This window comes from Streptomyces sp. NPDC054794 (assembly GCF_053611585.1).
On the sequence record NZ_JBSHAQ010000041.1, the window covers coordinates 24,984 to 43,888 of the forward strand.

General features: G+C 69.1%; 14 protein-coding genes and 4 pseudogenes. 10 read left to right on the plus strand and 8 right to left on the minus strand.

Translation table 11 applies throughout. The annotated features are described in order from the left end of the window. Positions 1-186: 186 nt before the first annotated feature. From ACWGKT_RS33835 to ACWGKT_RS33855, 5 genes and pseudogenes are all read right to left on the minus strand, one after another. Positions 187-513 (minus strand): plasmid stabilization protein, encoded by a 327-nt coding sequence (locus tag ACWGKT_RS33835; RefSeq protein WP_453276639.1) that lies wholly within the window; start codon positions 511-513, stop codon positions 187-189. Positions 514-780: 267 nt separating this feature from the next. Then, complete coding sequence (locus ACWGKT_RS33840; protein ID WP_453276640.1) at positions 781-1,245, minus strand: TraR/DksA family transcriptional regulator; 465 nt, start codon at positions 1,243-1,245, stop codon at positions 781-783. Between the two features lie 625 nt (positions 1,246-1,870). Next, positions 1,871-4,066: a SpoIIE family protein phosphatase gene (locus ACWGKT_RS33845; protein ID WP_453276641.1), complete on the minus strand. Its 2,196-nt coding sequence runs from the start codon at positions 4,064-4,066 to the stop codon at positions 1,871-1,873. Then, entirely contained in the window at positions 4,050-4,454 is a 405-nt protein-coding gene (locus ACWGKT_RS33850; protein ID WP_453276642.1) for a hypothetical protein, read from the minus strand. Before ACWGKT_RS33850 ends, ACWGKT_RS33845 begins: the two co-directional genes overlap by 17 nt. Positions 4,455-5,316: 862 nt before the next feature. After that, a pseudogene (locus tag ACWGKT_RS33855) lies at positions 5,317-5,742 on the minus strand (transposase); the annotation flags it as partial. Positions 5,743-5,762: 20 nt separating this feature from the next. On the opposite strand from ACWGKT_RS33855, the pseudogene ACWGKT_RS33860 reads away from it, so the two are divergent. Then, positions 5,763-6,032 (plus strand): annotated as a pseudogene (locus tag ACWGKT_RS33860) (hemerythrin domain-containing protein); the annotation flags it as partial. Between the two features lie 1,454 nt (positions 6,033-7,486). Here ACWGKT_RS33860 and ACWGKT_RS33865 read toward each other — a convergent pair. After that, the gene (locus ACWGKT_RS33865; RefSeq protein ID WP_453276643.1) at positions 7,487-8,113 is read right to left on the minus strand and encodes an ANTAR domain-containing protein; all 627 of its coding nucleotides are present in this window, start codon (positions 8,111-8,113) and stop codon (positions 7,487-7,489) included. 219 nt (positions 8,114-8,332) lie between these two features. On the opposite strand from ACWGKT_RS33865, the gene ACWGKT_RS33870 reads away from it, so the two are divergent. After that, positions 8,333-8,665, plus strand: a complete 333-nt coding sequence (locus ACWGKT_RS33870; protein WP_453276644.1) for a helix-turn-helix transcriptional regulator — start codon at positions 8,333-8,335, stop codon at positions 8,663-8,665. A 110-nt stretch (positions 8,666-8,775) separates the two neighbouring features. Next, positions 8,776-9,007: pseudogene (locus ACWGKT_RS33875) on the plus strand (hypothetical protein); the annotation flags it as partial. Positions 9,008-9,488: 481 nt separating this feature from the next. Here the strand turns inward: ACWGKT_RS33875 and ACWGKT_RS33880 are convergent. Next, entirely contained in the window at positions 9,489-10,142 is a 654-nt protein-coding gene (locus tag ACWGKT_RS33880) for a diguanylate cyclase (protein ID WP_356157859.1), read from the minus strand. A gap of 376 nt (positions 10,143-10,518) precedes the next feature. On the opposite strand from ACWGKT_RS33880, the gene ACWGKT_RS33885 reads away from it, so the two are divergent. The 7 genes from ACWGKT_RS33885 to ACWGKT_RS33915 all read left to right on the plus strand — a co-directional run bounded on the left by ACWGKT_RS33885 (position 10,519) and on the right by ACWGKT_RS33915 (position 16,388). Further along, entirely contained in the window at positions 10,519-11,181 is a 663-nt protein-coding gene (locus tag ACWGKT_RS33885) for an HAD family hydrolase (RefSeq protein WP_453276681.1), read from the plus strand. A 115-nt stretch (positions 11,182-11,296) separates the two neighbouring features. After that, positions 11,297-11,896 (plus strand): flavodoxin family protein, encoded by a 600-nt coding sequence (locus ACWGKT_RS33890; protein ID WP_453276645.1) that lies wholly within the window; start codon positions 11,297-11,299, stop codon positions 11,894-11,896. 12 nt (positions 11,897-11,908) lie between these two features. Continuing rightward, on the plus strand, positions 11,909-12,586 hold the full coding sequence (locus tag ACWGKT_RS33895; protein WP_453276646.1) for a HemK2/MTQ2 family protein methyltransferase: 678 nt from the start codon (positions 11,909-11,911) through the stop codon (positions 12,584-12,586). Continuing rightward, a complete protein-coding gene (locus ACWGKT_RS33900) occupies positions 12,579-12,809 on the plus strand; it encodes a CDGSH iron-sulfur domain-containing protein (RefSeq protein WP_453276647.1) in 231 nt (76 codons plus the stop codon). Before ACWGKT_RS33895 ends, ACWGKT_RS33900 begins: the two co-directional genes overlap by 8 nt. Continuing rightward, the gene (locus ACWGKT_RS33905; RefSeq protein WP_453276648.1) at positions 12,806-13,846 is read left to right on the plus strand and encodes an iron-containing redox enzyme family protein; all 1,041 of its coding nucleotides are present in this window, start codon (positions 12,806-12,808) and stop codon (positions 13,844-13,846) included. Before ACWGKT_RS33900 ends, ACWGKT_RS33905 begins: the two co-directional genes overlap by 4 nt. Before the next feature lie 532 nt (positions 13,847-14,378). Continuing rightward, the gene (locus tag ACWGKT_RS33910) at positions 14,379-15,521 is read left to right on the plus strand and encodes a carboxylate-amine ligase (RefSeq protein WP_453276649.1); all 1,143 of its coding nucleotides are present in this window, start codon (positions 14,379-14,381) and stop codon (positions 15,519-15,521) included. 393 nt (positions 15,522-15,914) lie between these two features. Beyond that, the gene (locus ACWGKT_RS33915; RefSeq protein ID WP_356157843.1) at positions 15,915-16,388 is read left to right on the plus strand and encodes an SRPBCC family protein; all 474 of its coding nucleotides are present in this window, start codon (positions 15,915-15,917) and stop codon (positions 16,386-16,388) included. A 184-nt stretch (positions 16,389-16,572) separates the two neighbouring features. On the opposite strand, the pseudogene ACWGKT_RS33920 reads toward ACWGKT_RS33915, so the two are convergent. After that, positions 16,573-18,108, minus strand: a pseudogene (locus ACWGKT_RS33920) (CYTH and CHAD domain-containing protein). Positions 18,109-18,905: the final 797 nt, after the last annotated feature.

Here is an 18,905-nt window from a genome sequence, read left to right on the forward strand (position 1 = left end):
GCGGTTCTAATGCCCCCACCTCCATAAGACCGTCATCCCCAAACCTTGTGGGTCGGGGGCGGTTCGGCCCCGGCCGCCGCGCCCGCGGCCCCACACCGCCCCTGTGTCGTCCACCCTGCGACGGGGAGGCGCAAGCGGACGGTGCCCGGCCGCAAGACCGCAAAGGCCGACCAAGCGGCAGGGTCGTCAGCGGCCGAGCGCGTTCTCCAGCTGCCCCTTGGTCATGTTGGAGCGGCCGTGGATGTTGCGCTTCTTGGCCTCCTCGTACAGCTGGTCCCTGGTCGGTCCTTCCGCGCCGCTGTGCGAGCGCTGCCCTCCGCGCTGGGACGCCGACTTCGGGTCACGCGTGGAGGTCTTGCTGGCGGTCTTCGACTCGCCCGACCTGGCCCGTTCCTTGTTGACCGTGCGCGAGGCGATCTCCTTGGCGCGCTTGGTCGACTCGCCACGGTCCTCGGCGCTCTTCTTGATGTGTTCGTACTGCCGCTCCCGCTTGGAGCTCGATCCGGCCGGCATGATGTCACTCACCTTTCCTGAGGCACGAAGGCCCGTGGGGTCTTGCGAAGGCGCTCAGCGCGGCCTCACGGCTGGTCGGCCTGCTGCCGTGGGTCGGAGATCTGCCACCCCACTCATCTCGGCCTCCTCGCGAAGCCCCGAGTTCCCCATGGAAACCACCCGATGCACACGGCGGACTCGGCAGGCGAGCCTGTCGCCCATTTCCACGCGGGCCGGTTGCAGACGTGGGGCGGGTGGGCTGAATTGGCCACGGTCTGCCGCTCGGTATCACAGACCGGACCGTGTCTCCTCGCACGGCACACACCGTTCGACGTGCGGTACGGCGAGTATGCGTTCCTCGCTGATCTGTCGGCCGCAGTCCAGGCACAGCCCAAAAGTGTGATCGTCGAGGCGACCGAGTGCGTCCAGTGTCCGGGAAAGCGCCGCCCCGGCGCGGTCGTGCTGGAGCCGGAGAACTTCGAGCGAGGTCGCCTTCAGGCCGACATCGGCCGCGTCCAGCTCGCACTCCTGGAGCAGAGTCGGCAGCTCAACGTCGATTCCTGCCAGCTCGACGCGCAGACGCTCGGCCTGCACCGTCAGCGCCGTGTGGGCTGCCTGCAGGTAGGCATCCCGAACCGTCGTGCTCTCAAGGATGCTAGGGCCCCTGTTCAGGGGGCGTGCCGCCACCTTCCCCACCGCCTTTGCTGCCATGAGCCAGCCCCTGAGGCCGGTCCTACAGTCACCGTCGTGCACGGACTCGGTCGGTCCGATGGCCGCGTACCCATATGGGCCCCGCCCATCCCTGGCGCCAACGGTGTTCCCGGCGACGGGCGCCTCGCGTTGTATGCCCCAGCCACAGATCACGCAGTCAAGTCGCCTCTCCGCGCAACGAGTTGTTGGAGTCACTCCACCGTCCGGCCGCTGAGCCTGCAGTGCCGCGGCGCGACGTGAGCCGGCAGAGGAACAAGAGCACGGCTGGGTGCGTGACGTCGACGAGGCACGGGGACGTCCCGGCTGCCTCAGTATGAGCACAAGCCACAGCGGCAAGGCCCGGGCCAGTAAGGCGAGAGGAAAGAAATGTACGACATCGGCATGCGAAGCCGGTCACTACGCCCCACCGGCACCAAAGATGTGCCGCCCACCGCAGCGCCCTTGCGGCCTGGGCGCCACTCTGCTGCGCTCACAACCTCCTCAACAGCTTCTCGCCAGGGTCGGCCACCGCCGGCATCGCGGTCTTGACCGACAGGCAGCTGCCTCAGGTGGAGCAGAACGTCTGCTCAGCCCCAACCGCGTCGGCCGGCTACTGGGACACCCCGGCAGGCGACCCCGGCAAGGCCGGTGGCCGGGCCCCGAACGAATGGGTGTCGACACCGCCGCCTCACATCACGGGGCCCCTGCGGCCCCTTGACGGCCGCCGTGCGGAGCGTGCGGCAGCGGGCGCAAGCGTTCCGCCAGGCGTGCTGGTGGTGCGGAGCAGCAGCAGGGCGATGTCGTCGGTGTGCTGACCGTGGGGCCAGCTGTGGTGCACCAGATCGCCGATGAGCTGATCCAGGTCGGATACGTCGGTATGGGCAAGGTGGTCGGCGAGGGCGGCGGTGGTGCGATCGGTGCCCCTGCCGGGGACCTCCACCAGGCCGTCGGTGTACAGGGCAAGGAGGGTGTTCACAGGCAGCGGCAGGGTGGTGAGGGGGTATGAAGCGTCGGCGTGGATGCCGAGCAGCGGGCCGGGTTCGACGGTGAGGACGGCGGTCTGGCGGTCGGGATGCCGCATGAGTGGTGGGGTGTGGCCGGCGCTGGCGAGAGTGATCTGGTGGCGGGTGAGGTCGAGGTGGGCGTAGAGGCAGGAGACGAGGAGGCCGGGCTCCAGGTCTGTCAGGACGCGGTTGGTGCGGGCGAGGACCTGGTCGGGGGTGGCGCCGGCGGCGGCATAGGCATGGACGGCGATGCGGACCTGCCCCATGAGGGCCGCCGCGGCGGTGTTGTGGCCCTGGACGTCGCCGATGACGGTGGCGGCGGTGTGCGGGTCCAGCCGGATGACGTCGTAGAAGTCACCGCCGATGTCCATGCCGTGGCTGGCGGCAAGGTAGCGGGCGGCCACGTCCAGGCCGTCGATGCGGGGCAGAGTCCGGGGCAGGAGCGCCTGCTGGAGTCCGTGGGCGAGTTGGTGCTTGACGTCGTAGAGGCGGGCGCGGTCCAGGGCCTGGGCGATCAGTCCGGCCAGGGAGGTCAGGACAGCGCGCTCGTCGGGGGTGAATGTGTGGGGCTGGTCGTAGGAGAGGATGCAGCAGCCGACGGGACGCCCCGAGACGATCAGCGGGAGGAAGGCCCACGCCTGCTTGTCGCTGATCTTCGGCGCCTGCGGGTAGCTGCGGGCCATCTCGGCCGGGTCGGCGAAGAACGAGGGCACGCCGCTGGCGATGACCCGGCCGGCGGGCGTGAGGACGGTGTCCAGCGGCAGGCCGTCGAGGCGTTCGATGACTTCGGGCTTGTAGCCCCGGTGGCCGGTGATCTTCAGACGTCCGGCGTCGGCGGCGGACAGCACCAGGCTCTGGGCGCCGAGGGCGGGCAGGATCTGTGCGCCCACCAGGTCGACGACGTCACGAACGCCCACGGCCTCGGTGAGGGCCGCGGACAGGTGCATCAGCTGGTACAGGCGGCTCACCCCGACCGGTCCGCCGGCTGTCGGCGGCTTGATCGGCACCGGGGCAGGCGAGGGCCTGTCGGCGAGCGCGGTCTCGATGATGCGGACGCTGATTCCGTCGGGGCCGGGAAAGAGGTAGAAGTCCAGCCAGGTGTCGGGCGGGCGCAGGGCATGGAAGAACACGGGCTCGCGGCTGAGCAGCGCGGTGCGGTACTTGTCCCCGTAGGCCGGATCGTTGAGCCAGGGCAGTGCGTGCCAGGGCAGCCGACCCAGCAGCTGGCCGGCCCCGCGGCCCAGCAGGCGGGCGGCGCCGGAGGTCAGGAAGGTGATCCGGCCTTCCGAATCGAGGGCGAGACTGCCGCCGGGCAGGCGTTCGGCAAAGTTGGCCACAGCGTGCGGCGTGCGGGTGTCGAGGAGCTGGAAGTGGACCAGGCGCGGCTGGGCGGGGATGACGGGCGGTCGACCGGTGGCCTGCAGCAGGCCACCTGTGCGCCGTGCGGCCCGCATGATGCGGGCGCGTTCGAGGCCTGTGGCGTGCGGGGGATGGTCGGCGGGCCACAGCAGCAACAGTGCGCCCCGGTAAGCGGGAGGGCCGGAGACGGGCGCGGCGGCCAGACAGAAGCGGTAGGGCAGCGTGGCGGCGATGCGCGGGTAGGTACGCGCCAGGTCCTCCAGACCACCGACCCACACCAGGCGGTCCTCACGTACGGCGTCGGCCACCGGGTCCGGGGCGGCCAGCGCGATGCGTGTCCACGGTGCTGCATATTCAGCGGGCAGGCCGCCGGTCACCACCAGGCACAGCACCCTTTGCCCGGCATCGAGCAGGTAGATGCCGCCGGACGCGGCCCCGGTGCGGCGCACGGCGGCGGTCAGTGCCCCCTCCAGAACCTGCCCCGGCGACCTCGCGTCGGGCCGTTCACCGTGGCGGGACATCGCCCCGTCCCGGTCGGCTCCCGGCGGTGCCCCGTCGGGTGAAGCGGGCGCGAGTGGCCTCGCCGCTGATGCCCAGCGCCCTGCCGATCTGCGGCCGGCTGGCCCCGGCCTGCCGGTCCGCCAGCACCGCCAGACGCACCAGATGGTCGGTGAGTCGCGGGATGCGGGCAAGGGCCGTGCAATGGGCGGCCCGGTCCGGCGCCTCACCGTCACCGGCGGCAGTACGGGCCAGTTCACCCTCGATGTTCACCAGGAGCACGCAACCGGCGCTCACCATGGTGCGGCGGGCGGCCTCGGCATGGCGCCGGCGGCGCCGGGCCTGCCAGGCCGCCTGCCGGTGCGCGGCACGGCAGTACCGGCGGCCAACGCTGGGGGAACCTGGCAACACGGCCTCGCACCAGGCGCAGCACGCATAGCCCATACCAGGACAATACGCCCGCCAGGCAGCGACGGCGCACTGCGGTCGTTCAGCCAAGGCGGCGCCAAAGCCCGCCCGCAGCTCAAACCAAGATCACCGAATAGCGTCGGCGAACCGCACCTGCCGACGCCACGGCCCGGTACGGTTCCCCGCACCGCAGAACAGCGCCTGCACCACGCAGCCCGGCAGCCTCGCCGCCGGATATGCAGGCGTCAGCGCCTACCCCGGGAACTGCCCGCGGCGCACAAACGCCGTCGGAAGCGATCCCGGCCCCACGCCGGCGCCGGGATCGCTGTCCGCCATGCCACCACACCCAAGCGCGCCAGCGTCCCGGACACGCCCGCAGCACCACATGACTGGTTCACCACGAACACCCCGATTGTCTGGCATCAGCCGTCGGCCACCAGGTGCGTGCGATGTCCTTGCGCACCCCGGGCCGTCCGGTGAGACGTTCGCCGGTTTCCTCACAGATCCGGCGGCTTTACGTCTTCAGGATTCTTTGCACGGTTATGCGGCGCATGGCTGCCTTCTTCATCGCCCACCGAGTTCCGCGGTCTCACGGAGATAGACGCCTGAAAGAAGGCGCAGCCACTCCACTCCACATGTGTATGTGAATCGGCCGACGGACGGCCGCATAGGGACAGCACACGGCCCCGATGTTGGGCGGGACCGGGGTCGCCTGATGCGTGCGCATCCCACGGTCGGACTGCAGGCGAACGCGAATCGCCCGTCCAACGCACCCAACGACCCCAGGTCACGCACCCGGCCATGCGTTCGTCGCGCCAGACCCGTCTGCCGGAACCGATCGTGTCCCGCGTGATGGTGTAGCCGATCAACTTGTGGGCGCGTTTGGCGTGCTGGTTAGCGCCGGGGCGCTTTCGGGGAGTTCGGGGTAGAGGTCATCCATGCTGCCTTCGGGGAGGTAGCGGCGGGGGAAGGCGATCCATTCGTCGTGCATCTCGAAGAGTACGGCGGTGACCAGCCGCAACAGGGCGTCGTCGTTGGGGAAGACCTGGACGACGTCGGTGCGGCGCTTAATCTCCCGGTTGACCCGCTCCAGCGGGTTGGTCGACTGGATCTTCTTCCAATGCCGCTCCGGAAAGACCGCGAAGGCGGTCAGATCGTCCTTGGCCTCCAGCAGCATCTGCTTCACCCCGGGGAACTGCCCGCCGAGCATGTCGGCGACGGTGTCGACCTGGGCCCTGACCGCACTCTGGCCGGACTGGGCGAAGATCGTGCGGATCGTCGCGGCCACCAGCGCGACCGCGGCCTGTCCCCCAGATGAGCCCACTGCTGCACCAGCTCATGGACGAGGTGTCCACCCACGTCCAGGACGAGGAGAACAACCTCTTCCCGGCGCTGCGCCAGGCCTGCTCCAACGAGATGGTGGAGGATCTCGGGGACAAGATCCGCCGCGCCAAGGCTATGGCCCCGACCCGCCCGCACCCCTCCGCCCCCGACACCCCGCCCGCGAACAAGCTCCTCGCCCCGGGCGCCGGCCTGGTCGACCGGGCCCGCGGCTTCATCACCGGCCGCGGAAAATCCTGACGCTCAGTGTCCGGGGCCGGCCAGCAATGGCCGCCGGCCCCGGGGCCCGGCAAGGCAGCGCAGGGAGGCCGGGCGGGACAACCGTGCATGCGCCACTCACATCGGGCTACGAGCGCTGTTGTGGCGGGTGAGGGTGGCAGGGTGGATGAACGTCGAGTGATGGTGCACCCGCCCGATAAGTCGGGTGGACGTCGCGTGCAGGTGGACGCGGAGATCCTGGGCACCGCGTACTGCCTGCATGACCTGATGCTGTTTCTGGAGCAGGCCGGGCTGGAGTCATTGGACGAGGTGGCTGTCGCAGAACATCCGCTGATCGAGTGGCATGGCGGGGGCCAGAAGCATGGAAGTCCTGATCTTGTCGTTCAAACGTGCCGATCTGAGACGGGCCTCGAACTTGATCAGTCGCCTCAGCGTTCGCCGCCGGGCCCGCTTGATCCGTTCTCGGGGTGCACGGGCCACACAACCACGCTGCTCAAGCTGCGACTTCACTCCAGAGCTTCGGCCGCCCGAGGGTTTCCGGCGTTCAGGAGGCGATTGTCATCCGGCGCGAGCACACCGTCGAGTTCGGCGACCGCCTCCGGGCCGACCCCTCGAGGCAACGGCGGACCTCCTGCGGCTCGTCGTACCGGGACGTCGCCATCAGCAGCTACGCCCAGACGCCTCATGAACGCCGGCTCGCTGTATGCCAGGACACGCCGTAGCTGCTCCCGCAATTGGGTGTAGCGCCAACCCGTACCCGGTGCCTGTGCCGTCACGCCTGACTCAACGAGCTGCGGCAGGCAGACGATGTAAGCCGGACGGGCACAGTTTGCCGCGGTACGGCACCACGGTTCATGCGAGGACACAGGCGTAGCAACGACAAGACTGTGCAACGAGCCCTCGAGGGATCATGGCTGTGGCGCAGCGCGCAAGCCAGCAGCAGGTGCCTGGGGCGCGCGGGTTCAGGCAGGAAGGAGGGCGGGAGTCATCCTGGGGACGGGCGCCGGGAAGCCGGTGCCTAGCGGCGATCGGGCGGCGTCGGTGTCCCGGGTGCCGGTGCACAGGCAACGTCGTTCATCCGCCGGCGGACTGCCGCGCTCTCCCGCAGCGGCAGGTGATCACATACGTGCGGACGGTATGCGTGGCCGGTTTGCCGCAGCCGGTGAACGAAATCGCGGAAACGGTCGACCAGACAGGCACGCGGCGTGAGGAGCCTGTTCGAGAGGCGCATGCCCGCCGCCGCGCCGCCCGCAAGATTGAGCCGATAGATCCGGACCCCTAGCGGCACGGCGCCGCAAGTCGGGACCTGTGACCAGCTCCTGCAGCACCTCCGGCACCCAGACGACGATGACGAGCTCGCAGTCATCGCCCGCGCCCAGCCACCGGCTGCGGTCCGCGAACCCGGACCCAAACGCCCGGGCCGGGCACACCTCGACTGAGCACCAGGACGCCCCGGCCGTCGTGCGCGCCGGTGTTCAGCTGTCGAGGCCGCTGACCTTTGCGACGGCCGCCGTCACCTGGCCTTGGACCCCGCCTGACAGAGGGGTTCCTTTCACTGTGGTCACCACGTCCCTGGCCAGGCGGTGCAGCTTGGTGTTGCTGTTCTGCGAGGCCATGACGAGTACTTCCCACGCCTCGTCGGCGCTCAGACAGAAGGAGGCCATGAGGATTCCGCGGGCCAGGTCGATCTCCGGACGGGTTTGAAGGGCCCGTCGAAGCTGCACGACCTCGGACTGAAGCTCTTTGTTGTCCCTGCGCGGTGGGACGGGCATGGCCACGGATGCATCGGTGCCCTCGGCCCCGCTGGAAAACAGGGCGTACGTGTCGGTGAGGGTGAGCAGGCGTTCGGCCCCGGGGCTGGCGGCGGTAACAGTGATCGTTTTCCCTTCAGCGAGCGCCTGTCGGCGGACGGCGAGCAGCACATTGAGGGTGGAACAGTCGCCGAACTCGAGCTCGCTCAGGTCCAGGTCGACACCCCTGGCCGACCGGCTGAGGGCATCGTGCAGCGAGCGACGGAGCATCTGACTGTCGTCAAGACAGAGCCCTCCGCGCATGGTCACGACCACGCGGTCGCCGCCCGGACCTGCCTTGATCACGGGCACGGGGGCGGCCACTGGTGTACAGCTGCGGGCCGCGCTCGCAGGGCGGGCTTCGCAGGGAGGCTTCGGCATGACTGCCTCTCGGTGGGTACTCAACGTATCCCGGGCTTCCAGCGTGGCCCCCGACGGGGAACCCGTCAAGATGTACATGAGATGTTTTTCGTGCTTTTGAGTACATGAAGCGCTAGTCGTACGATTTGGTCATGGTTGGGATTGAGTCGGATGTCTGAGCCGCAGACCGGATGGACGTTCCTCACCAGCCATGCTCGCGTTCTGGCAAGCATCGCGGACAATCGCAACGCGCGTATCCGTGACATCGCGGCACGCTGCCGGCTCACCGAACGCGCAGTCCAGAAGATCATTGCGGACCTGGAGAGCGACGGCTACCTCTCGCACACCCGCCGGGGCCGCACCAACAGCTACCGGATCGACCCGAGCAAGGTCTTGCGTCATCCCGCAGAAGCCGGCCTCACCGTGACCTCGCTACTGTCGATGCTGGTCAGGGACGAGAGCGAGCGGCAACACGACATCGAGCAGGCCCGGTCCAAGCCCTGACCGCAGCGGCGAAGCCGCCAGGGAGAACCCGCAGCCTGCGGTGCTCCCCATAGCCCCATGCAGCGCATTCAGGCCAGCCGAAACGGCTTGGCCGAACTCGGCCGGCTGGCGTGGGCCGCGGACAGGGCGCCAGCTGGAAGGTTCTTTCGGCGCTCGCCCGCTACCCCCATGCTGACGAACCCGGTCACGAGCAGGCACGCACCCGGTACCCGGGCGGTCCTCGGGGACGCCGGGTTCTACGGCGACGTCCTTGCCACCAGCGGCCTGGACGACCGGCTCACCCCAGGCCGCGTACCAAAGCGGGCCGAGGATCTCACGGCCGACGCGGTGCACGCCGACCACGCGATGGTGGCCTGTTGAGGGAGCCCTATGCCCCGCGACCACGGTCACCAGAACGGTAGCGGCGGATAGCGGTAACCGCTCACGGGCGACTCGCCGTTGTGCGACGACGTTGCTGAGTGCCCTGCGATGACAATGTCGCACCACGCCACGTGGATGCCCACCGCTTCCGACGCCGTCCGATCGCTCCTTTCACGCCACCCCGATCCGGTCGGCCGGAGGGCAGTTGAGCGGGCAGCTGCCGCCCCCTCCGAGGACGAAACGGCGTCAGGTCCGGGCCGAGCGCAGCGACCCGGCCCACTGCCTCGGCGGCCGGCCAACGCGAACCTGTACTCGGCCCGCTTCAGGACGGCGCCCTGCTTGGCCGCCATTCAGATGGCCCGATGCGGTTCGGGTGGCAGCCGCCGCTCCTGCAGCGCGAATGCAGGCAACTTCGGCAACTGGACCTGTACGAGTCAGGCACCCGCACCGCCCCGTCCGTTTCTCATCGAGGGCCGCCTTCGCGCGCGGAAGCCCGCAGGCATCGCCGTAGCTCTTCGGCGTACGGCGCGACAACGCCTGAGACGATGACCCCGGCGAGCCCGGCCAGGTAGGCGACCGGCAGCGGGTGATCCTTGGGCAGCAGACGCCAGTCACGGGGATCAGGGCCCCCTCGCAGCAGCGAGCGGACTTGGTCCGCGTGCAGACAGGCGGTGAAGGCCAGCGCTGAGAGCGGCAGGACTTCCAGGAAGCTGTGGATGTGCTGCTCGATGGGCCGGACCTCCCGTTCACCGACAGCCAGCGACACGTCGTACACGGCCGTCGCGCCATGCGCCAGGGCGGCACCCCCCATCACGGTCAGCACCAGCGGATTGACCCGGGCCAGCAGTCCCATCAGCACGGGGACGCCGGCCTCGGTCATCATCAACGCGTGGACGGCCGACTCCCTGGTGCCGCTGGTGTGCTCGATCCCGGTCCGACGGTGCATCCACCAGTCCGCGAGGCCCGGCACCACCCACAGAGGAAGAACCCCGTACAGCAAGAACCGGCGGCTGGCGTCCTCCACCTCGGTGGACGACACCGGGACCCGCAGATCTTCGGCCCGCCGCCACGTCCGCCACGTCCGCCAGGCTTTTCGGGGCAGTACACGCGGTGCCATGGAAACCTCCGTGACGGTGACAACGGCCCTCTGGCCGACGACTGCGAGCCCTCGAATGTCCGCCTTCCGGTACCCCTCGTCATGCCGGTCACACCCCGCGCGAACTCCCGGCGCCGCGCACTCGGCAGCAAAGACGGTGGCTGGCCCACAGCGGAACACGTCGGGGTGCCTGGACAGCGATGGTGAGTGAGATCGACTTCATGGGTACCCGGTGACCTTCACCGCATGGCCGGCCGTGCGAATGCTGGAGAAGCGTGCCCAGCATCTGAGCACCTTGGCCCCGCTCGGGCAGCTACTGACTATGAGAGCCACTCGGTTCTTCGTCGCACAGAGGAGTCTCGCCATGTCCACGCATGAGGGCCGGACGGAGACCGGCATGGATCGAGCAGCCGTGTTCGACGTGGACGGAACCCTCGTCGACACCAACCACCTGCACGTACTGACCTGGTGGGAGGCATTCCGTCAGGCCGGACACCAGGTCCCCACCCATGCAATACACCGGGCGGTCGGGCTCGGTTCCGACGATCTGATTGCCCATCTGCTGCACGGCAAATCGACCTTGGCCGCGGGGGAGGTAAAGCGTCTCGACACCGCGCACAAGGTGCTCTACGCCCAGTACTTCGAACGGCTTTCGCCACTTCCGGGCGCGGGACGACTGCTGCGGCGGCTGGCTGCCGACGGCTGGAAGGTGATCCTGGCAACATCGGCAAGCGACGACGAGCTGTCCGCGCTGAGGAACGCGATCGACGCGGACGACGCCATCACGGCGACGGCAAGCGCCGACGACGTCACCGAGGGTAAACCGTCCCCCGAGCCCGTAGAGCGGGCGCTGGAACTGGCCAGCGTGCCCGCGGAGCACGCCGTGTTCGTCGGCGACACGGTGTGGGACATGCAGGCAGGCTGCCGGGCAGGGGTGCGGTGCGTGGCGCTGCTGTGCGGCGGCATCCCCCGTACGGACCTGGAAGAGGCGGGCGCCGATGCCGTTTTCGACGACCCTGCCCACCTGCTCGCCTCGCTGCCGCGAAGCCCTCTGGGCTGACGGAACTGGTGCGCGCTGGCCCCATCGTTACGTCCGCTGCCTGGGGGTACCCGTGCCACACCGCCGGTTTACACCGGCGCACCCGCACCACGTACGCCGTGTTCGGAGCCAAGCCGTGAAAGCGCTCGTCATCAACTGCACGCTCAAGAAATCCCCTGAACCGTCCAACACGAAGGCGCTGGCCGCAGTCGTCTCCGTGCGTCTGTCTGATTTCCATGCGGAGGTGGGAACGGTGCGTGCCGTCGACCTCGACATAGCTCCCGGGGTGGTCACGGAGGCAGGCGACGGCGGCGAGTGGCCGCGGGTTCACGATCGGCTACGGGAGTCGCGCATATTCATCATCGCGTCGTCCGTGTCGCTGGGTCGGCCGTCCTCGCCAGCGCAGCGCGTGCTGAAGCGGATGGACGCGATGATGGCCGAGACGGACGACGAGGACCGGCCCGTCGCCCACAAGCGGGGAGCGGGGGTCGTGCCAACCGGGAACGAGGACGGCGCCCACCATGTGATCAGCAAGATCGCCAGCGCCGCGGACCTCGGCTATACCGGCCCCGCCCAGGCGTGGACGTGCTGGCACCTCGGTCCGGGCCCGGGCCCCGACTACCTGCCTGAGGAACGCGGCCGCGACTGGGCCCCCAGCACCGGACGCACAATGCCCGACAACCTGTGCGGATTCGCACAGGCGCTTTCCGAACGGCCGTTGAAGGCCCTCAGCTGAGGAAGCACCACGATGACAGCCGAGTCCCTGACCGCTTCTCCCCGGTGCCGCTGCTGGACCCCGCCGGGGGTCTACCGGCCGCAGACCGACACCGGGCTGCTCAGCCGCGCACTGCGCCGGGAGCGGATCACCAGCCGTACCGAGGTCCTGGACCTCGGCACCGGCAGCGGCGTACTCGCGGTGGAGGCGGCCCGGCGGGGCGCTCGGGTCACCGCGGTGGACATCTCCTGGCGGGCTCTCGCCGCTGCCTGGTGCAACGCCCTGATGAATGGCCAGATGGTGCGCGTACGCCACGGCGACTTGGCGGCCGCCGTCCGAGGCCGTCGTTTCGACCTCGTGGTCACCAATCCGCCGTACGTACCCACGCCGGGCGACGCCGTGCCCCGAGGAGGCGCCAGGGCCTGGGACGCCGGCACGGACGGTCGTCTCCTCATCGACCGTATCTGCGCGACGGCACCGACGCTGCTGCGCCCTGCGGGGGCCCTGCTGATGGTGCACTCGCATCTGAACGGCGTCGAAGAGACGCTTGCCCGTTTCCGGGCGGCCGGTCTGCACGCGGAGGTGGTCGACCGGGCCCGGTTGCCCTTCGGTCGCGTGCTGCGCGCCCGGCTCGCCTGGCTGCGCGAGCGTGGGCTGGTGGGGGACCGTATGTTCGAGGAGCTGGTGGTGTTCCGTGTCGAACATGTCTGAACGCCCGCGCCGCATCCGCGTCCAGCGCAACGGCCCTCTCCTGGTGGAGGGACCGGTCGAAGTCGTGGGCGAGAACGGCGAGGTGACGGTATCTCGGCGATTCACGGTGGCCGTATGCACCTGCCGCCGCAGCCGGACGCCGCCATGGTGCGACACCAGTCACCGTTGCCGCACCAAGCGGAACGAGCGGGACGAACGGGATGAACGGGACGACACACCATGACGGACGTCCGCTCACGACGCGAAACCCGGCCACCGCCGCTGCCACATCCGCGTGGCCCGCTCTCCGCCGCGGTCGTGAACACGCTGCGCGGAGCGAGACAGAGCCTGCCACAGCTGCCCACCGACGCCTACGGCGACGACCTGCAACTGGCCCTGTACGTCCTCTACGAACTCCACTACCAGGGCTTTGACGGCGTACCGGACGACCGCGAATGGGACCCCGAACTCCTCACCCTGCGCGCCATGTTGGAGGACCTCTTCCTCGACGCGCTGCGCGCGGACGTGCCGATCGATGCGTCCGACACCGCCGAGCAGGCGCTGGACCAGCTCCAGTGCGAACCGGTCGGCGACGACAGCGGCAGCGTCTCGCACTTCCTGCGCAACCACGGCACCCTCGAACACTTCCGCGAGTACGCAGCGCTGCGTTCGCTCTACCACCTCAAGGAAGCGGATCCGCACGCCTGGGTCATCCCCAGACTGCGCGGGCGGGCCAAGGCCGCCATGGTCGCCGTGGAATTCGACGAGTTCGGCGCGGGCCGCGCGGACGAGATCCATGCGGAGCTGTTCGCCGACCTCATGGCGGACCTGGGTCTGGACACGTCGTACGGCCACTACCTCGACGCCGCACCGGCCGAGGCACTGGCCACTGTGAACCTCATGTCCTTGCTCGGCCTGCACCGGGCCTTGCGCGGCGCGCTCGTCGGACACTTCGCAGCCGTCGAGGTCACCTCGTCCCCAGCCTCACGCCGCCTGGCCGAGGCACTTGAGCGTATGGGGGCCGGCCCCTCGGCCATCCGCTTCTACACCGAGCACGTGGAGGCGGACGCGGTGCACGAACAAGTCGTACGGCATGAGGTCGTCGCCGGTCTGCTGGCGAGCGAACCGTGGCTGGACGCCGACGTGGTGTTCGGCATCCGTGCGACCGGCCATCAGGAGGACCGGCTGGCGGCCCGGCTGCTGGGCGCCTGGCGAGCCAGGTCGACGGCCCTGCGCACGGGCGGCATCGCCCCGGCCGTTGCGGGCAGGCCGGTCACATGAGAACGGGATCGGGTGTCCTTGGCTGCGTGGGACGACCGCGGTATGCCCCCTCGCCGATGCGCTGCGCGCCGCCCTATGAACAGGCCGCCCGGCCCTGGCCCTCGCAGTGCCCGGGACACTGCGCCGACCGTCGGAATGAACTCGGTGTCGCTGGGCCCTACGCCAAACGGTGCTTCGGCCGGCCTCTGGCGAAGGCAACCGGCAAGTCGCTCGGTCGCCAAACAATCGACGCGATCGGCAAAGCCGAGCACACGGTGGTTGGCCCGCCGAAAGACTGCCACGAGGCATTCAATGCCCTGGTCAGGGCGTGTCCCACACGCAGCAAGGATCAGGCCGATTGCCTGACCGATCACGGCGTGCGAGAGGGCGACCTCTGGCACATGACGGATCTCCCGAAGAATCGGCCACGGAAGACGCTCAAGGCAGGCGCTTTGTGTCGCCGCCTACCGCTCATGGCACCCGGCCGGCACCGAGGCCATCGCGTTGCCGGACGCCGGTGGCGTGCCCCGGAGCACCCGGCGCGGTGGTCCCGATGACCGGGCGGCCCGACACCGTGTTGCGGTTCGGCGTGGAGGAAGAGTTCCTGCTCACGGATCCGGTCAGCAGGATGACTGCGCCGCGCGCGCACTTGGTGCTCCCCCGGGTCGCGAAACAGCTCGGGGAACGAGCGCAGTCCGAGTTCCACGCCACCCAGGTCGAGGCGTGCACACCCCCAGTGGCCACCGCCGAGGCGCTGGCCTCCGAAATTGCCGCAATGCGCGTGACGATGGCCGAGGCTGCTGATCGTGTGGGCTGCCTTCTCGTTGCTTCCGGCACCTCCGTACTACCCAGCCATCACCCGCTGCCGCTGACGGACGCGACCCGGTATCGCACGGTTGCGGCGCACGTCGGACCCATCGCCGATCAGGAGGGCGGGGAATTGTGCGGTTGCCACGTCCACCTCGGCGACCTGAGCCGAGCCGACGCGCTCGCCCTCGCCGCCCGCCTTCGACCCCACCTGCCCGTCCTCCAGGCTCTCGCGGTCAATTCCCCGTACTGCGAAGGCGTCCACACCGGGATGGCGAGCACGCGCTGGGCCCGCCACTCCGCCTGGCCGACCTGCGGGCCTGCACCAGTTCTGGACGAAGCCGGGTACGAACGCACCGCCCGTCGGCTCATCGCCGACAATATCGTCCTCGACCGAAGAATGATCTATTGGTATCTGCGCCCCTCCGAGCACCTGCCGACCCTTGAGGTGAGGATCGCCGACACCAACGCCGACATGGAAGTTCCTGTCCTGCTCGCGGTGTTGTTGCGAGGACTGGCACACATCCTGTTGGCTGAAGAGCGCCGCGGCGCACCGGCGCCACACGTCCCTGAGACCCGATTGCACCAGGCACACCGCCGCGCCGCGGTCGGAGGTCTTGCAGGCCAGGGCATGGACCCGGTCACCGGCACCCTGGCATCGATGGCAGATCTGCTAGCCGACCTCTACGAGCGAGCGGCACCCGGCCTCGCCGAGGCGGGTGACCTGAACCTCGCCCGCACGCAGATCGAGGCCGTGCTGTCGGGCGGCACCGGCGCGCAGCGCCAGCGTGCGGCTTTTACCCGACGAGACCGCCTCACCGATGTGGTCGACGACCTCGCGTTGCGCACCAGACTGGGCCCAGCGGCCGCGCGGAGTAAACAGCCGTGACGTGTGCGCTGCCGGCCGGGACACACCGCACAGCAGCCACAACGACCACGGCACTGTGAAGCACAAATGGCCACCAGGATGAGAGCCGCGGATCGCCACACCAGTGAGGACACGCTCGTCACCGCGGCCATCGGCAGCGGCAGCCACGGCCGCCGAACCGGGTGGCGCACGTCCAGCGAGACGTGCTTGGGGCAGCCGCACGACGTCATCGGAGTCATTCCGGTCGCCCGCGATATCCACCTCATTCGCGTCGTCCTGCGGAAGCAGTCCTACCGAAGCCCAGATGCCTGCCTTCACGTTCGCTTTCCCGGGTACTCGGTGCCATGCACACGTAAGAGGGGTCGGCACGCCCGGTGCGGCCGGCTTCGATCACAAGCCGACAAGGAGACACCCATGAGCAAGGTCAAGGAAGCAGTCGACGTGGAGGTTCCGCTCCGCACGGCGTACGACCAGTGGACTCAGTTCGAGGAGTTCCCGAAGTTCATGGAGGGCGTCGAGGAGGTCAGGCAGCTCGACGACCGGCACAACCACTGGACCACCAGCATCGGCGGAGTGCGCCGCGAGTTCGACACGGAGATCGTCGACCAGCTGCCGGACGACCGAATCACCTGGCGCTCCATCGGCGGCGACACCCAGCAGCGCGGATCGGTCCGGTTCGAACGACTGGACGACACACACACCAGGGTCGAGCTCACGATGGACGTGGAACCCACCGGAGTCGCCGAAAAGGGCGCCAGCGCACTGGGCATGATCGACCGGCGCATCAAGGGCGACCTGCACCGCTTCAAGGACTACGTCGAAAGCGGCGGCGACATCGGCGGCTGGCGCGGACGCATCCGGCCCGAAGACCCCGGCTCGACCCTGTAACCGACAGACACAGGCCTGGCTGGGTAAGAAGGAGCGCACCTGCACCGCACGGCGGAGAGAGTGCCCGCCCGGGACCAGATCACGGCGAACCCTGCTGGAGAAGGCCTACAGCGCCTGGATGCGCTGTTCGGGCATGTCGATGACAGCACTGTGACAGTCACTCCACTGTTGGCGACCGTCGGCCCTATGCGCCGTATCCGCGTGCTGTCGCGCGGGCACGAGCCCACGCCCCGGGAAGTTCCTGCTCCAGGGCGCGGCCGGCAGCCCTCTCCTGACCGTACAGCAGGCCCCAGGTGAAGCCTGGCTCGCCCGCCGCCTGCGCGGCGACCGCCATACGGCGCAGGGCGTGACAGGTCACGACCGTGTCGTGCTGGGTACCGCTGACCCCCTGTACGGCCTTGACTCGTTTACCAAGACGCCGCGCGGGCTTCCCGAGGGCCGGGCGAGCCGCCTCCGCGGCGTAGCGGAGCCTCTTGGCGGCCTTGCGGGCGGAGTGGATCGCGGCGTCGCGGTCGGACCCGGAGGGCATGTCAAGCGCACGGTCCATGCGTCGGGCGAGTCGCCGGTAATCCTTCAGGAGCGCTTTGACCAGCACCTTTTTGGGCTTGCTGGCCGCCTTTGCGCGCAGCGGAGGCGCGGCGGTCAGGATCTTCAGATTCTCCAGCAGGTCCAGATAGCGGGGCGAGGCGAGCGCTGCGAGGGTGCGTCGACGGCCCTCGGCCCGCTCCCCCACGTCCCAGGCTTGCAGCCGGGCAGTGACGGGGCCGAGGATCAGCTCTCCCGGCAGTTCCCCCAGGCCGGAGGTGACCCGCTCGCGGAGCACCTCGTGGTCGCGTTCGGCGCCGAGCTCACCGGCGAGCCACTTCAGATCCCGCCGGATGGGGTCGGTGACCTCACGGTCGAGGACGGAACGGTAGGAGCGCAGGCAGCCGCGCAGTCAGCGGGCCGTGGTGCGCATTCGGTGCACCGCGTCGGGCATCCCTCGGCGGACAGCCGGATCGAAGTCGGTGAGGGCGTCGACCAGCCCGTCCACATACACCAGCACATAATGACCGGCCGACCCCGGGGCGACGCGGACACCCGCATCCACCGTGCGCTCCAGGAGGGATGTCGTCTCTGCCAGGGCATGCTCCACCTTGGAGGGGCTCTGCTCGCGGTCGACGCCGTGCTCGTGCAACACCTCCTCTATCCCGTCCAGGAGCTCGGGGCCTGCGCGGTTGGCGAGTTCGACCTCCAGCTCCGTCCACCTCGCATGCCCGCCGTCTTCGAGCAGGGATTCTGCCCACACCGCGTCCATGCTCAGGTCGGCCAGCACGGCGCCCTCGGCATCGAGGAGATGCCGCAGGGAGCGGGTTGAGCGGAGGTGTATCACCGGCCGCAACGGGGCCTTACGCGTGCGGGAGAGGACAAGTTCCACCAACTCGTCAGGAGGGGCGGCCTCTGACGACAACGGGGCCTGGATCTCCTCCCGGCTGTCGCCCGGCAGGGGCAGTTTCAGATGCCAGCCGGCATCCGTGCCGCCCGTCCTGCGTCGCAGGGACGCCTTGGTGCGGGTCAATCGCAGGTCGGCGGTGTCGTAGTAGACCGCGTCCAGCTCTTGCACCCCGCCCTCCGAGAGCGAGGCGACCGGGTCCGCACCGGTCAGGTGGGACAGCCACCCGATGTCGTCACCCTCGGGCGTCGCGTACTTTCGTTCTGTCTCTCGTGTCGACTGGGCCATACACTCCCCGTTGACGCAATCGCACGGCTCAAACCAGCACGTAAGCCGCTTCCGGTTAATTCCGGGAAGAAACCGTTGAACAGCGGCGCGTCCGGATTCCGTCGCCGGGAAAACGATGTGCGCGTCGCCGAGCTCACGGGCTCAGTGCTGGCCATTCCCGCCCACCCCGAGCCGAACACCCGGGACACTGCCGGCACGGACGGAGCACGACCGCGCCGCGCCCTGCCGGCCGACCGCTGCATCCTGCCGATGAGGCCCTTGGGGGGCGCAGCAGCGGTGACATGCGTCGCGGCCTGCGCCGCCGTCCACACCGATAGCGGCGCTGATGCGGCAAGGTTGGTGAACGCAGAAAGGCCCACCGCCCCAGCCCTGGCGCACCAGCCATCGGGCCACCCCTCGTCCTGACACTGGGAAGGATCCTTCGTCAAGTCTCAGGTATGGACCGTTCGTTCCATAGGCAAGTCCGCGGGCATGTTGAGACCTGCGGGCAAAACGGGCTGCAGGTCTGTGGCGACCACGACCGGCAGTCGGCTGCTGGACGGGCTGGCAGCGCCCTTGTCGGTCGGAGCCGTGGAAGTCCCACCGCACCCGGCCGCTGCGATGCAGCAGAGAACGCCGACACGAGCACAACATGCACGAAGCCGGGAAGGCGACTTGCCAACGTGCCGCCCACCAAAGTTGATTCCCCCTATGGATGTCGATTTTGCCTCAGAGGCACCCACCACTCAAGATCCGGACTCAGTCCCGGCTGGATCCATCCATCACGGCTGGACTCGCTCTACCCCACGACCGAAGAT